Source organism: Patescibacteria group bacterium, from assembly GCA_024654625.1.
Taxonomy (GTDB): domain Bacteria; phylum Patescibacteriota; class Minisyncoccia.
Genome location: JANLHB010000039.1, coordinates 14,563 through 30,723 on the forward strand (window position 1 = coordinate 14,563; position 16,161 = coordinate 30,723).

Annotated in this window: 8 protein-coding genes, 2 rRNA genes and 1 pseudogene; all 11 read left to right on the forward strand. The window is 40.6% G+C overall.

Annotated features, from left to right (window positions below; translation table 11 throughout):
- The first annotated feature begins 1 nt into the window (after position 1).
- The 11 genes and pseudogenes from NUV40_04085 to NUV40_04135 all read left to right on the forward strand — a co-directional run bounded on the left by NUV40_04085 (position 2) and on the right by NUV40_04135 (position 16,139).
- Positions 2 to 1,393: a lamin tail domain-containing protein gene (locus tag NUV40_04085; GenBank protein ID MCR4343046.1), complete on the forward strand. Its 1,392-nt coding sequence runs from the start codon at positions 2 to 4 to the stop codon at positions 1,391 to 1,393.
- A 215-nt stretch (positions 1,394 to 1,608) separates the two neighbouring features.
- Positions 1,609 to 2,286, forward strand: a complete 678-nt coding sequence (locus tag NUV40_04090) for a hypothetical protein (protein ID MCR4343047.1) — start codon at positions 1,609 to 1,611, stop codon at positions 2,284 to 2,286.
- Positions 2,287 to 2,579: 293 nt separating this feature from the next.
- A 23S ribosomal RNA gene (locus NUV40_04095) occupies positions 2,580 to 6,496 on the forward strand.
- 39 nt (positions 6,497 to 6,535) lie between these two features.
- A 5S ribosomal RNA gene (gene rrf, locus NUV40_04100) occupies positions 6,536 to 6,643 on the forward strand.
- A gap of 42 nt (positions 6,644 to 6,685) precedes the next feature.
- A complete protein-coding gene (locus NUV40_04105) occupies positions 6,686 to 7,447 on the forward strand; it encodes a hypothetical protein (GenBank protein ID MCR4343048.1) in 762 nt (253 codons plus the stop codon).
- Complete coding sequence (rodA, locus tag NUV40_04110) at positions 7,431 to 8,558, forward strand: rod shape-determining protein RodA (protein MCR4343049.1); 1,128 nt, start codon at positions 7,431 to 7,433, stop codon at positions 8,556 to 8,558. Before NUV40_04105 ends, rodA begins: the two co-directional genes overlap by 17 nt.
- A gap of 105 nt (positions 8,559 to 8,663) precedes the next feature.
- Positions 8,664 to 12,926, forward strand: a complete 4,263-nt coding sequence (locus tag NUV40_04115; GenBank protein MCR4343050.1) for a fibronectin type III domain-containing protein — start codon at positions 8,664 to 8,666, stop codon at positions 12,924 to 12,926.
- Between the two features lie 88 nt (positions 12,927 to 13,014).
- Positions 13,015 to 14,241, forward strand: a pseudogene (locus NUV40_04120) (serine hydroxymethyltransferase).
- A gap of 40 nt (positions 14,242 to 14,281) precedes the next feature.
- Positions 14,282 to 14,488, forward strand: a complete 207-nt coding sequence (locus NUV40_04125) for a hypothetical protein (protein ID MCR4343051.1) — start codon at positions 14,282 to 14,284, stop codon at positions 14,486 to 14,488.
- Between the two features lie 79 nt (positions 14,489 to 14,567).
- Positions 14,568 to 15,401, forward strand: coding sequence for a bifunctional 5,10-methylenetetrahydrofolate dehydrogenase/5,10-methenyltetrahydrofolate cyclohydrolase (locus NUV40_04130; GenBank protein MCR4343052.1), 834 nt, complete (start codon positions 14,568 to 14,570; stop codon positions 15,399 to 15,401).
- Positions 15,402 to 15,593: 192 nt separating this feature from the next.
- Positions 15,594 to 16,139 (forward strand): phosphatase PAP2 family protein, encoded by a 546-nt coding sequence (locus NUV40_04135; protein ID MCR4343053.1) that lies wholly within the window; start codon positions 15,594 to 15,596, stop codon positions 16,137 to 16,139.
- Positions 16,140 to 16,161 lie beyond the last annotated feature (22 nt).

Genomic DNA, 16,161 nt, shown 5'->3' on the forward strand with positions numbered 1-16,161 from the left:
TGTGAAAATTTTCTATCTTCTTTTTATTTTATTATTTATTTTTATCCCTAAGATAGTTTTGGGAGAGGTAATTATAAATGAAATAATGTATGACTTGAAAGAAGGGTCAGATTCCGGCAGAGAGTGGATTGAGATTAAAAATATTGGAAATGAAGATATAGATTTAAGCGATTGGAAACTTTATGAAGACAATACTAATCATTCATTGAATCTCTTTGGAAACGGTGTTTCGTTTGTTCTATCTGGCGGGTATGCTGTCATAGCAGATAACGCAGAAAAGTTTTTAGCGGATTGGCCTGAATTTGGAGGGGTTTTATTTGACAGCTCGTTTTCTTTAAAAAATGATGGAGAAACTTTAATCATAAGAGATGAAGCTCTGAGTGATATTGATCAGGTTAGTTATTCAAAAGAGCTGGGAGCAAGCGGAGATGGAAATTCTTTGCAGTTTATAAACGGGAATTGGGAGGCAAAATCTCCGACCACTGGATATGGAAATAGCGAAGCTTCAGTTGTTGAAGAGATTGCCGGAGTGGCCAAACCTTCTTCTATTGTTGCTCTGTCTTTTCCTGTTGCTCCTCAAATTTACGCTTTCTCTTCTGGTGATGAAGCAGGCGTTGCTGGAGGGGTGCTTGAGTTTAAAGGATTGGCTCTGGGTCTTAAAAAAGAACCTCTTTTAAACGCAAGGTTTCTGTGGAATTTTGGCGATGGATATTCAAAGGATGGGAAAAATGTAACCCATACTTATAATTACCCCGGTGATTATATCGTGTTTTTAGATGTTTCTTCCGGCGAGTATTCCGCCTCAAGCAGAATGAATGTAAAAATTACTGAGAGTAATCTTAAAATCACTGACGTTAGATTTGATTCAAGCGGAGAGTCTATAGTTGAACTTTATAATGATTCTGATCGGGAAATAGACATATCTTATTGGCTGCTTAGGTCTGGGAATATGCTTTTTACTTTCCCTAAAAATAGCTTTATCGGAGCGGGCAGCAAATTACCGCTCTCTTCTCTGGTGACAAGATTAAATATAGATGAAAGCAAGAAAGCGGATATTCTTTATCCTAATGGTTCTGTTTTTTATTCATTTGATATTAGGGCTGGATCATCTAAAGGCAATCTGTCTCAGATTTATGAAAAAGATATTTTAAACTCTGGCACTATTGGTTCAGAAGATGGCGGACTGCGCCAAGCAGTTTCAAGTGATAAAATAACGGAAGAAGTTTTAATTAAAAACGACGATATATCATTAAATAAAAAACAAGAGGCGAATGCCGTTTCTTTTTCAAATGAAAGTGGAAAAAGTAATAAATGGATATTTTTTGCAGGAGGGTTTGGTTTGATCGGCGTTTTAGGAGTTGTATTTGCAAAGCGCATTGGATCAGTTTCTTAATGTAACCTTTTAGACTTTATCCACAACTTGGTATTATATTTGATTCAAATAGAAGTTATTATATATATAACTTTAAAAAAGGTCGGTTTTTTGAAGTTATCCCGCCTTTGGCGGGTAAATATGCATATTTGTCCGCTCTATTTTTTTCAACTTAATTGTGAATTTAATAGGCCGGCGGAATAACTTTATTAATTAAAACGAAATAAAATATAATTATGTTACAAGATTGGAGTAATATATTGTCTACTTCTTTTCAGGATGTCTGGATCGGAGTTTTGAATTTCGTCCCTAAGCTAATTATTGCTGTTATTATATTCATTATTGGATGGATAATAGCGGTAGTTATAGGCAGATTGATATCTCAGCTTATACGATCATTGAAGGTTGACAGAGTGCTTCAGAATATAGGAGCAGAGGAACCTCTTTCAAAAGCAGGATTCCGTCTTGATTCAGGAGCTTTTATCGGAGGATTGGTAAGATGGTTTATAATCATCGTCTTCTTTGTGGCTATTGCTGATGTATTTGGCCTAAGTCAGGTCAATATCTTCTTGCAAATGATTCTTGCTTACTTGCCGAATGTAATAGTAGCGGCGATAATACTTGTTATCGCAGCTCTTGTTGCTGATGCTGTAAAGAGGATTGTTGCAGGATCAGCTAAAGCTGCTGACCTTCCTTCGCCTGAGCTTCTTGGTGGAGTAGCTAAATGGGCTATTTGGATTTTCGCAATTCTTGTTATGCTTTCTCAGCTGGGAATTGCCGGTCCTTTCGCTCAAACTCTATTTACTGGGTTAGTGGCGATGCTTGCAATTGCAGGCGGTCTTTCTTTCGGTTTGGGAGGAAAGGATGCCGCAGCTCGTTTTATAGATAGGCTGAAGAGTGATATAAGTAAATAACAAATTTTGCTTATATTATAGAAAGATTTAGTCCAACCCCGTCACTCGCGCCTGCCTACCGGCAGGCAGGAGTGACGGGGTTGACTTATAAACCGGCATATATATAATAGTATGGTAGTTATGAGAATACTGATAAATAAAAGTTTCAACAAGTGGGCAAGGTGATTCCTTCTGTTTATGCTATAACCTTTGCCGCTTGAATAAGCGGCTTTTATTTTTCCGGAACGATAGAACTTTTAAAATTGAATAGCAGGTAAAAATTAGAATAAATATATAAAAAGTTTATAAATTTCCTAGTAGGAAATAAGAGCATATGGTGGATGCCTTGACTTAAAGAGGCTATGAAGGACGTGGCTAAGCTACGATAAGCTTCGGGGAGGTGCCAAGCGACCTTTGATCCGGAGATGTCCGAATGGGGAAACCCGTCAGAGTAAAGCTCTGTCAGGCGCCGTTAAAAGCGCCAGCTAACCCGCTGAAGTGAAACATCTCAGTAAGCGGTGGAAAAGAGAAAAATTTTTATTCCCTAAGTAGCGGCGAGCGAAAAGGGAATAGCCCAAACCAGTTTTTAACTTTGTTATGAATTGGGGTTGTAAGGCTTTAACGTTCTACTTCTTTTTTAATATTAAATTGCGGAGTAGAAGGAGAGTCATAAATTATTTTGTTAGTTGAGTTTGCTGGAAAGCAAAACCATAGAGGGTGATAGTCCCGTAAGCGAAAACAAAATAACTCTTTTGTTATTGACCTTGAGTACCTCAGGACACGAATGGCCTGGGGGAAGCAGGCAGAACTAACTGCCAAGGCTAAATACTCTTTAAGATCGATAGTGAACAAGTACCGTGAGGGAAAGGCGAAAAGAACCCCGGTGAGGGGAGTGAAATAGAACCTGAAACCATATGCTTACAAGGAGTCGGAGCGGGTATCACATTGCATGTGATTTGAAAATTCGAAATTCGAATATCGAAATTCGAAACAATTATTAAAATATAAATTTTAATGTTTAAAACATTAAAATTTATAAAATTAGAATTTGTTTTGTATTTCGGATTTGTGATTTCGTGCTTTCGCAATCATGCGTAGCGTGATGCCCGTGACGGCGTGCCTATTGAAGAATGAGTCAGCGAGTTTATGCGTATTGCTTAACTAATCCCATAAGGGAGGAGTTTTAGGGAAACCGAGTGTTAATAGCGCGAACACAGCTTTTTAGTTTTGTTGTCTTGATCAATTCATTGATCTTGATACAGAACTAAGGAGCTGTATGTAGTACGTATAAGACCCGAAGCCAAGTGAGCTTGCCATGGGCAGGGTGAATTTTGCAGAAATGCAAAAGGAGGCCCGAACCGGTTGGTCGTTCAATTCCATCGGATGACCTGTGGTAAGGAGTGAAAAGCTAATCGAACTTGGTAATAGCTGGTTTTCTCCGAAATAGCTTTTGGGCTAGCGTCTTAGTTACCCTCTGGGGGTAGAGATACTGGAAGGTGTAAACAGGGAGCAATCTCGTTATACCTACCAAACTCCGAATACCAGAGACTAAATCTAAGGCAGTTAGACTATGGGGGCTAAGCTCCATTAGTCAAAAGGGAAACAGCCCAGATCTCAATCTAAGGTCCCTAAATCTTTGCTAAGTGCACTTAAGGTGGTGAAATTTCTCTAACAACGAGGAGGTTGGCTTAGAAGCAGCCATCCTTTAAAGAAAGCGTAACAGCTCACTCGTCAAGAGATATCGCGCCGCAAATACTCGGGGCTAAGCAAGGTACCGAAGGTGAGGATTTCAATGTTTACATTGGAATGGTAGGAGAATATTCTGAACTGCGTTGAAGCCGAAGGGGTGACCCACGGTGGAGCGTTTAGAAGAAAGAATGCTGACACAAGTAACCACAATCCCGGTGAGAGAACCGGGACGCCGAAAGACTAAGGGTTCCTGGGCAATGGTGATCATCCCAGGGTTAGTCGGACCTAAGGCGATGACGAAAGTCGGAGTCGATGGACACACGGTTAATATTCCGTGACCCCTTTATTTTTCGATGGAGTGACGGAGGAAATAAATGAGAGCATATTATTGGATTTATGTTTCTTATCTTAAGGAGCGTCTCTTAGGTAAATCCGGGAGACTGATTTAATTCAAGTTCCGAAGATAGGAGAAACTTCTTCCCACGGGTTGAGGGATTCTCATGAAGAGCCTTCCTAGAAAAACTTCTAAGATTAAAAATAGAGGGACCGTACCGTAAACCAACACAGGTAGTCAGGTCGAGAAGACCAAGGCGAACGGGTGAGATATCTCCAAGGAACTCGGCAAAAAAGCGGCCGTAACTTCGGAATAAGGCCTCCCAGCGCATCACATTGCATGTGATTTGAAAATTCGAAATTTGAATATTGAAATTCGAAACAATTATTAAAATATAAATTCTAATGTTTTAAACATTAGAATTTATAAAATTAGAATTTGTTTTGTATTTCGGATTTGTGATTTCGTGCTTTCGCAATCATGCGTAGCGTGATGCGTTGGGCGCAGCGAAAGTATCCCTGGCGACTGTTTATCAAAAACACAGCTCCCTGCGAACTCGTAAGAGGATGTATAGGGGGTGACGCCTGACCAATGCGAGAAGGTCAAATACGACTGGTGCTTCGCACCAGAATTTTCAAGTAGCAATCTTCAATTTTCAAAATTTGGAAATTGTAAATTGAAAATTGGAAATTCTAGCGCGGAGTGCTGAGTTGTATAAGCCCTCGTGAATGTCGGCCGTAACTATAACGGTCCTAAGGTAGCGTAATTCCTTGTCTGGTAAGTTCAGACGTGCACGAATGGCGTAACGACTGGGGAACTGTCTCGGAGATATGCCCGGTGAAAATGCAATGGGGGTGAAGATGCCCTCTACCTGCAGTTAGACGAAAAGACCCCGGAAGCTTTACTATATCTTGATATTGAATTTAGATTTTGGATGCGTAGCATAGGTGGGAGGCTTTGAAGTTGTCCTTTTGGGGACAATGGAGCCGTCAGTGAAATACCACTCTTTCTTGATCTAAATTCTAACCTGTACGGCAAAAACGTACGGAAACAGTATCTGGTGGGTAGTTTAAGTGGGGCGCTTGCCTCCTAAAGAGTAACGGAGGCGCTTATTAAGGTTAGCTAGGCGCGGATGGAAATCGTGCCGATAGTGTAATGGCAAAAGCTAGCTTGACTGCGAGCGGGACATCGCAAGCAGAGTGGAAACACGAACATAGTGAACCGACCATCCGCATTAGATGCGGTGGGAGATTAACGGATAAAAGCTACTCCGGGGATAACAGGCTAGTTCCGCCCAAGAGTTCATATCGACGGCGGAGTTCGGCACCTCGATGTCGGCTCAACTTATCCTGGGGCTGGAGAAGGTCCCAAGGGTTCGGCTGTTCGCCGATTAAAAAGTTACGCGAGCTGGGTTCAAACCGTCCAGATGCTAAAATCTATTTTTTGGCTTTTGAGCGGTTTGAATCAAGTTCACGACATTGAGAAGTAGTGTTATAAATTTTTTCGTTTATGAAAAAAGATAGAATCAATCAAATCACGGCGGCCTCTTTTTAGTAATAATTTGAGGACCAGTCAACTTATATCGGTGAAACCTCTTTCATAAAGAGGCAATACCGAGGGAAGTATTATTGTAGGTTTTGTAAGGGGAGACGATGTAGCTTAAAAATCAGAATTTTGCTACGTGATTCGAACACGAGCACTTTCTGATACGGTAAAGCACCGATTGAAAACCGGAAGAATGTGGCAGCCACCACCTTCGTCACCCCAGAAAAAATAAGGTCAATCAAAATTGATTGACCCCCTTACAAAACCTATAATAAGTACACCCGTAGAGACTAAATGTTGACTATCCAAATTTGATAAAAATTTGGATAAAGTTATAGTCCAATGCATTTGGCGACAAATGATATCATGCGTGAGACAGGTTGGTCTCCTATCTACTGCAGGCGTTTTGATTCTTGAAGAGATTTGCTCCTAGTACGAGAGGACCGGAGTGAACTAACCTCTGGTGTACCAGCTGTCCTGCCAAGGGCACTGCTGGGTAGCTATGTTGGGAAAGGATAACCTCTGAAAGCATCTAAGAGGGAAGCCAACTCTAAGATTAAGAATCTTTAAGACTCCTGAGAGATGATCAGGTTGATAGGCTCTAAGTGTAAGCGCAGTAATGCGTTTAGCTGAGGAGTACTAATAGTTGTTTTCCTACTAGGAAATTTGTAAATTTATATATATTAAAAAAGAACGCAGAATGTTGGTGGTTTAACAGGGAGGGTACACCCGATCCCATTCCGAACTCGGAAGTTAAGCTCCCTAGTGGCGATGATACTCCTTATGGGGGAAAGTAGCTGACCGCCAACATTCTGCGTTTTTTTTGCGCTTATTTTATGTTAATATAGCTTTATGAGTTGGGCTTCGCAAAGACAATTGATTTATCTATTTATTGCAGTTTTATTATTTATTGTCATTGCCATAGGCGGTTTCTTTTATTTCAAACCGCAAGTGAATTGTTTTGATGGCAAGAAAAATCAAAATGAAGAAAACATAGATTGCGGAGGAGTGTGTGGCTCGTGCCTAGGCGATATTAAAGAAATTATCACGCTCTGGAGCAATGTTTTCCCTTTGGGCAACGGTGTATATGAGGTCGCTTCGCTTATAAGGAATCCGAATTTTTTTGCGGGTTTACCTGAATTGAAATATACGTTTAAGCTCTATGATGATAATAATATCCTTATTGCCATAAGAGAAGGCAAAACTTTTATGAATCCAAATGAAGATTATCTAATCTTTGAAACAGGTATTACTGTAGGTGAAAGGATTCCAAAGCGTGTTTTTATAGAATTTAACAATCTAAATTGGAAAAGGATTGAAGAGGAAAGAGTGAAGGTTGCAGTTTCAGAAAAAAGTTTTAATAATTCAATTTTTCCGATACTTGAAGCAAGGATTACGAATAAAACATTTTTACCTATTGATGATATTGAGGCGGTAGCCATTCTTTTTGATACGGAAGATAATGCTATCGGCGCGAGTGTCACGAGGATAAGCGCTCTTTCTCCAGAATCTTCACAGAGAATAACTTTTACTTGGCCGCATCAGTTTAGTATTGAACCGGCAAGCAATAAGATTTTGATACGAAGCAATTTAACCAATGAAGGCGATATATAAAAATCATATAGATTGGATTTTATTTCTCGCTATACTGCCTATTTTAGGCGTTGGTCTTGTCACTATGAAGAGTTTTGGCGGAGCTGAAAGCGACTATTTCTTTACTAGGCAACTTATCTGGATATGTGTAAGTTTTATAGTATTTTTTACTTTTAGTTTCGTGGATTGGCGTTTCTTGAGAAATGGGAAATTATTAGCTATTTTTTTTGCTATCTCTTGCTTTGTTCTTGCTGTTTTGTTAATTTTTGCCGCCGCTGTGAAGGGAGCATCAAGTTGGATTAATTTAGGCCTTTTCTCGGTGGAACCGTCTGACCCTATGAAGCTGCTCCTTATTATGATTTTGGCCAAATATTTTTCTCGTCGCCATATTGAGATTGCAAATATTAAACATATTATTATATCTGGTATTTACGCTTTTGTTCCGTTTGTTCTGATTCTTTTTCAGCCGGATTTTGGTTCGGCAATTATAATTTTCTTTATTTGGCTAGGGATGATTCTTGCTTCCGGGGTTTCAAAAAAACATCTTTTTTTGGTTTTTTTTACCGCTACTATTACTTTTGCCACTTTTTGGATGTTTATTTTTGCTCCTTATCAGAAGGCGAGGATAAAGTCATTTATAGATCCGTTGGCCGATATCCAAGGGTCAGGATATAATGCTTATCAGTCTATGATTGCCGTCGGTTCCGGGCAGTTGTTTGGCAAGGGAATTGGCTTTGGCACGCAGAGCCGATTGTCATTTTTGCCTGAGCATCAGACGGATTTTATTTTTGCCGCCTTTGCTGAAGAATGGGGTTTTATAGGGGTGACTATTTTGTTCTTATTTTTTGGAATTGCCGTATGGAGAATTTTAAAGAATGCCATGCTTGGCGCCTCTAATTTTGAGAGTCTTTTTGGAATTGGTTTTGCTATATTTTTAATAAGCCATTTTGTTGTTCATATAGGTATGAACATAGGTCTTTTGCCTATAACCGGCACCACTATCCCTTTTTTAAGTTATGGCGGGTCGCATATGTTTACTGTATTTGCCGGTCTTGGCGTTCTTATGGGGATGAGGCGTTATGGCCGGGTCACCCACCATGAGGATACGTATAGAGAGTTTTTAGGGCTATGATTTTTTAAGTGCTGAAGGTGTTATACATCAAGAAGTTGTGTTTAATTGAACGGATTGTGGATAACTATATTTTAATTTTATATTTTAATATATAATTAAAATATTATGGATTCGTCTTTTACTTTTTTGAAAAAGGTTAGACAATTTGTCAGACATACAATAGATGCGAATGAAATGAGAAAGTTGGCTTTTTTAATAAGTGCCGGCTTTTTTATTTCATTAGCCTTATTTGTCCAGGGTGTAAATGCGGATATAACGACGAGTTTATTAGGTTATTGGAAATTTGATGAGACGACAGGGGTAACTGCTGTTGATAATAGTGGCGGCGGGAATACGGGGACATTATTAAATTCTCCGGTATGGACGACCGGCAAGGTGTCGGGAGGGCTTTCTTTTGATGGAGTGGACGATGCTGTTCAAATAGCTGATGGAGGCGCCTTCAATTTTGGATCCGGTGATTTTACTGTGTCAGCATGGTTTAAGACGTCATCAATCCAAACTAAAAATATCATTTCAAAATACATTGGTTCAGGCAGATACGCATTCAATCTCCAGGTTGGCGGCAGCGGTTTGATATCATTTATGTCGTCAGACGGAGCTTCAAAACAAATAGGGGCGGCGGATACTCCTTATGAGGACGGAGCTTGGCATCATATTGTCGGCGTTAAGGACTCTGCTCAATTGACTTTATATATTGATAATGTACTTAAAGGCAGTACCCCTTTTGGCGGCACCGTTGAAAATTCTAATTATAAAACATATATAGGGGCCAGAGGTTACAATAATTTACCGCAGGATAATTATTTCCCCGGATTATTGGATGATGTTCGCATATATAATCGCGCTTTGACTCAATCAGATGTGGCGACGTTGTATGACTTCGGCGGTTATCAATGCAATGACGATACGGACAATGATTTAGACGGGTTAACGGATTATCCAGATGATTTAGGATGTTCATCTTACCAAGACGATAATGAAGTTAATTCAGTGTCGCCATCGGGCGACACTACCCCTCCTGTAATCTCAAGTATTCAAGCTGTAAACATTTTTCCAACAACGGCAGATATAACATTCACAACCGATGACTTGGCTCATACTGAAATAAATTACGCCGCAGATTCATATTACACATCAAATTCAACTTACAACAATACAGATGTAGATTGGAATAAAGTAACGGCGCATTCCATGACTTTAACAGGCCTTACTCCAAATACCGTTTACCATTATCAAATAAAATCTCAGAATAATTCCTCTTTAACCACTACCACATATACGGATTATATATTTACAACTTTATCAGATAACACAGCGTCGCCGGTTATACCAGCCGACCCTTCAAAACAGACAGTTGCGCCAGGTACGCCCCTGCCTATTATTCCGGGAGGAAAAGGTTTTGGGATAAACACTTATGCCGGAAGCGGCAGGAATCTTGCTGTCCCAAGTACTTCTGTCTATAAAGTGACAACTCTTAATCCTTCCGGCGCAGGATCACTGAAGGAGTGTGTGGATGCGACAGGGCCAAGGGTGTGCGTTTTTGAAATATCGGGAGTGATAGACATCTCAAGCCTCGGGGCGTGGGGGTTAAGAGTTAAAAATCCATATATAACGATAGCGGGGCAGACTGCGCCGTCGCCGGGAATAATGCTAAGAGGCGCACCTTTTATAATAGAGACTCATGATGTTTTAGTTCAGCATATAAGAATAAGGCCAGGCGATACTTTAGGATCAGGATGTGTTATCGGACCGGATAATTGCGATGCCGTGGCCGTAGTGGATTTATATAATGAGAATGATGTCTATAATGTGGTCGTTGATCATGCCTCGCTTAGCTGGTCAATGGATGAGATTTTTTCAACATGGTATCCGAATGTTCGTGATATTACGTTAAGCAATTCAATTTTAAGCGAAGCCTTGCATAACTCTCTTCATCCAAAAGGACCGCATGGCTATGGGTTGATCGTAGGGATTGATTCATCTAATATATCAATACTTGGAAATCTTGTAGCTCACAACTATCAGAGGAATCCTCTTCTTAGTATGGGGTCCGAGACGATTGTTGCTAATAACGTTTTTTATAACGCCGGCCTGATGAAGACTCACGCTGATGCAAGATCAGGGCTTAAATCAAGTATCGTCGGCAATGTGTATCTTAAAGGCGCGGATTATTATTCGTCCGTGGCGCCAATTTACATTTATAATTCAGAATCAAGCGCTTCTGTGTATATTTCGGATAATGACGCGCCAGGGGCCACTTCAGATCCTTGGTCAATAGTGGCCGTAAAACCATCTGATATAATAAACCATGCTTCTATTCCGCCTGTTTGGGTGCCTAGCCTTAGCGTCCTTCCGAGTAATATTGTGAAAGACAATGTGCTTTTAAATGTAGGCGCACGTCCAGCAGATAGGGATCCAGTAGATATCCGTATCATAAATGAAGTGAAAAATAATACCGGTAATATCATAAACTGTGTTAATTCGGATGGATCTGTTCGTTGCCAGAAAAATGCAGGAGGTTGGCCCGTCCTTCTTAAGAATTATCGCAAGTTGATAATTCCTAATAATCCTAATATGGATGATGATGGTGACGGGTACACGAATTTGGAAGAATGGCTTCATTCATATGCTACGCAAGTGGAAGGAGTTTCTGTTTTGTATCAATGTTCAGATGGTATGGATAATGATAGCGACGGTTTAACAGATTACCCTAACGATCCGGGTTGCGCTTCTGTTTCAGACAATGATGAATACAATGTTCCCGCCGACATCACGCCACCCGTTATCTCAAACATCTCTGCTTCAGTCACCGCCAACTCTGCCAATATCACTTACGCTACCAATGAACCGGGAGACACCCAGATAGACTACGGTCTCTCCACTTCCTATGGTACCGCCACTAATTTAAACACCACCTCTGTTACTTCTCACAGCCAGACTCTAAACAATCTCTCGCCTTCCACCCTCTATCACTACCGAGTCAAATCCAAAGATACTTCAGGTAATACGTCCATTTCAACCGATAGAATTTTCACTACCGGAGGAATTACTGATGTTACGCCACCTTCAGCCCCAACCAATCTCTCCACCTCTTTCGTCAATCATACTTCTATCACTCTAAACTGGACATCGCCCGGAGACGATGGCTCAGTCGGCACCGCTTTATCATATGACTTAAGATACTCTACCTCGCCAATTACTGAATCATCCACGCCAGGCGGGACAAGCTGGTCATCCGCCACCCAAGCAGTAGGCGAACCAACTCCAAAGATTGCCGGCTCACCAGAGTTCTACACCTCAACCGGTCTAACCGCTTCCACCACCTACTATTTTGCCGTCAAAGCCATAGACGATGCTGGCAACACTTCCATTGTCTCTAACATCGCTACAGACACTACTCATTCCTTAACTCTTTCCGTTAATCTTTCGGCTAATAATGTCACCGATCCTTCTTCCGGCAATACTACAGACAGCGGTAATACTTCAACCAGTGGCGGCGGCGGAGGTTCTGTTACTGTATCTTCCGGCGGCGGCGGCGGCGGAGGTGGTGGCGGTAACTATTACGACACCACTCCGCCGGAAGTTCCTAAGAGTTTCACTTCTCAATCAGCCGAAAATCAGGCCACTCTCGCATGGCAGAACCCACCAGATACAGACTTTGTCCGTGTTGCCATCGTTCGTTCCACTGCTCCGATTCCAAATCTTTCCACTTTCACTCAAGCTAAGTCACAAGGCACAGTCATCTACGAAGGCACAGATAATGAATACACAGATACCAATCTTTTAAACAACACTCCTTACTATTACGCTATCTATTCTTACGACAAGAAGCCAAATTATTCTAATCCGTTCATCCTTCAAGCTGTTCCAAAACAAGGCCAGACTTCCATAACTGCTCAAACAACTCCTGCCACAATATCTGCCGCTCAATCATCAATTGCCCTTCCAACCCTTACCGGTCCATTTGCATTAGGTTATGAAAACGATCAAGTCAAACTCCTCCAACAATACTTAGCCAATCCGCCAGCTGGTGGAAAAGATATATATCCGGAAGGGATAACCTCAGGTTATTATGGCGCATTAACTCAAAGAGCGGTGGAACGCTTTCAATGCAAATACCAAAACATCTGCTCAGGTTCTCCTTCCTCAACAGGCTATGGCCTAGCAGGCCCAAGCACAAGATTAAAGATTATGGCAATCCATGGTTCAACTGTTACATCAAGTGGTGGAACTGTGGCTTCAGCTTCCGAAGACGCTTTGAAAGCTCAACTAATGAAACAAATTGAAGAACTCCAAGCTATCTTACAACAACTCTTGGAACAGTTAGTTCAAGCGTTGGCGCTTCAGTTGGAGGGACTTACTCAGTAGAAGAAAAGCGCAGGATAATTAACTCTACGAACTCATGGGGATGGAGCTTGTTTTGTGCGAACTTGTCTGATAATCTTAAAATATCTTTATGGATAAAAAGATTTTAAATCTGATAAAAAAAGAAAAAGCGCGTCAAAAGCGAGTTATAAATTTAATAGCTTCTGAAAATTATGTATCAGAAGATGTTTTAAACGCGCTGGAGTCAGTCTTTGTGAATAAATATGCTGAAGGGTACCCTGATAAGAGATATTATGGTGGGAATAAAATTGTTGATGAAGTTGAAGCTCTTGCGATAAAAAGAGCTTTAAAATTATTTGGACTTGGAGACCTCGCCTCCAAGTGGGGTGTAAACGTCCAAGCTTATTCCGGCAGTCCGGCTAACTTTGCGGTTTACTTCGCGCTTGTCCCTTTGGGCAACCTGCCTGCCGGCAGGCAAGGTAAGATAATGGGAATGGAACTTTCTTCTGGTGGACATTTGACTCATGGGCACAAGGCATCGTTTACCGGTAAATTCTGGAAGCAAGTTCCTTATACCGTAGATAAGAAAACAGAGAGACTGGACTATGACGAGCTTTTAAAGATTGCCAAGAGAGAGAAGCCCGATATTATCGTGTGCGGTTTTACCGCTTATTCGCGTAAAATTGATTTTAAAAAATTTAGAGAAATCGCGGATTCTTGCGGAGCATATCTTCTGGTGGATATGTCGCATATTGCCGGGCTTGTGGCAGGAGGTGTTCATCCGTCACCTTTTAAATATGCTGATGTGGTGACAACTACTACTCATAAAACTTTGCGAGGTCCGAGATCGGCAATAATTTTCTCACGTAAAAAATTATCGGATAAAATTGATAAGGCGATTTTCCCGGGGCTTCAGGGTGGACCGCATGTGAATCAGATTGCATCTGTAGCTGTCTGTCTTAAGGAAGCCGATTCTCCAGTTTTTAAGAAATATGCCAAGCAGACTCTGAAGAATGCAAAAGTGCTTGCCGATGAATTAAAGAAAAAAGGTTTTAGAATTATCTCAGGCGGTACGGATAATCATCTTTTGCTTGTTGATGTGTGGAGGGATGGTAAGGGGATAAGCGGAGTGGAGGCCAGCGATAGACTGGAGAAAGAAGGAATTATAGTGAATAAAAATACTATCCCTTTTGACACTCGGTCACCCGCTAACCCGTCAGGGATTCGCCTAGGGACTGCGGCTGAAACCACTCGCGGGGCGAAAGAGGGTGATATGAAAAAAATTGCGGAAAAAATCGCCCGTATCTTATCTGTTGACAAAAAGCGATAAATAAAACATTCTTTCCTTAGTAAATAAGACAGCAACTTAACATAAACTTTAGAAAAGGAGGTTTGCGGTGTGGTGGATAAAATGGCCCAAAAGAGAAGAAGCATCATTATACAAGAAACATGTACTTTATAATGACAAAATATGGAGCATAGAAGAAGAGGGAAGAGGTTGGCTTGTTATCTCAGATGGGGTGAGGAAATTATTTTGCGACAAGAAAGATACGGATTATTTTGATTACAAAAAGGAGGATATTGAGTCTTTGGCGGGCTGGTAGTCTTACGCTCTTTAATGTAAAGACCCGCGATTTTACGCGGGTCTTTTTTATTTTAGTTAAATAGGATAAACTGAGGTTTATGATAATTGACGGGAAAAAAATAGCGGAAGATATAAAGCAAAATCTTAAAGATGAAATTAAATCAACTGACAAACAGCTCAGACTTGCGATTATTCAGGTTGGTGAGGATATGGCCTCTTCTAAGTTTGTGGAAAAGAAAGAAAAGTTTGCCGAAGAGATCGGAGTAAAGACAAAAGTTTATAAATTGCGAGGAGATATTTCTACAAGCAAATTACGTAAAAAAATATCGGAGATTACCCATCCGCCATTCGGTGGTAAGAAAAGTTCCGGGGTCATAGTTCAGCTTCCTTTGCCAAGCCATATAAATACGCAATATATCTTAAATTCTATTCCACTGCAAAAAGATGTGGATGTTTTGTCATCAAGGGCGATAGGGGAATTTGTATCAGGTAAATCAAGTGTTTTGCCACCAGTAGTAGGCGCAATAAAAGAAATCTTTTTATTTGGCGGTTCAACCGCCAAATTGGCGGACAAAAATGTTGTTGTAGTTGGCGCCGGTCTTTTGGTGGGTAAGCCTGCGGCTAATTGGCTCATAAATGAAGGCGCGACTGTTTCAGTGTTGAATAAAGATACTTTGGATATTTCTAAATTCACTAAAGAGGCTGATATAATCATATCTGGCGCTGGGAGTCCTGGGCTGATCAAACCTGAGATGATTAAAGACGGGGTTGTGTTGATAGATGCCGGCACTTCAGAACAAGCAGGTAAACTGGTCGGCGATATAGACCCTGCGTGTAGGGATAAAGCTTCACTCTTTACTCCAGTGCCTGGAGGGGTAGGGCCTATCACTGTGGCGATGGTGTTTAAAAATTTAGTAGAATTAAATAAGTAGAAAAGTAATATCATTCAAATTTACAATATTTTTTATCCGTCCTCGTCTTAAATAAATAATATTCGCTATATTTCGTTAAAATTTCTCCTTGCAAGCAGGAAACCATAAATTTTATACTCAATCGCTCATTTATTTATAATTAATCCTCGAAAGGATAAAAAATATTGTAAATTTGATATATAATAAAATAGCATGAATGAAATAATTTTTAGATATATAAATAGTATCGCCGAGCAGTATCATTGGCTTGATCTTGCCATCATATTTTTCGCTGATTATTTTATTTTTATACTAGCCTTAAGCGCACTGTTTTTGGCTTTATATCATAAGAGCGAGAAGCAGGTTATAAGAAACTTAGCTTTCATATTTATTTCAGGTATTGTGGCGTGGGTTTTAGTTCAATTTATAAAACACTATTATTTTAGCCCGAGACCTTTCTTGGCGCTAGATGAAGTGAGGCAACTTATAGAGCATGGCGCTAATGACTCTTTCCCTTCAGGGCATGCCGCTTTTTCTTTCGCTATCGCGACGGCAGTCTACTTCTGGAAGAGGAAATATGCTTGGATTTTTTTTATAGGAGCTCTTTTTGTGGGCTTAGCTCGTGTCGCTGGCGGTATTCACTGGCCTTATGATATCTTGGGAGGCATAGCCTTAGGGGTGGTCGTCACTTCTCTTATACATTTTCTACTAAAGAGTAAACGCTTTTCAAAAAACTTAAAATCTGCCCGCCCATTTTAAAAATTTATAGGTCTTGTCTAAA

What these genes read in the sequence shown, in the direction of transcription:
- NUV40_04090 (MCR4343047.1), top strand. Translation starts at nt 1,609, where the DNA reads ATGTTACAAGATTGGAGTAATATATTGTCTACTTCTTTTCAGGATGTC.
- NUV40_04105 (MCR4343048.1), top strand. Translation starts at nt 6,686, where the DNA reads ATGAGTTGGGCTTCGCAAAGACAATTGATTTATCTATTTATTGCAGTT.
- rodA (MCR4343049.1), top strand. Translation starts at nt 7,431, where the DNA reads ATGAAGGCGATATATAAAAATCATATAGATTGGATTTTATTTCTCGCT.
- NUV40_04115 (MCR4343050.1), top strand. Translation starts at nt 8,664, where the DNA reads ATGGATTCGTCTTTTACTTTTTTGAAAAAGGTTAGACAATTTGTCAGA.
- NUV40_04130 (MCR4343052.1), top strand. Translation starts at nt 14,568, where the DNA reads ATGATAATTGACGGGAAAAAAATAGCGGAAGATATAAAGCAAAATCTT.
- NUV40_04135 (MCR4343053.1), top strand. Translation starts at nt 15,594, where the DNA reads ATGAATGAAATAATTTTTAGATATATAAATAGTATCGCCGAGCAGTAT.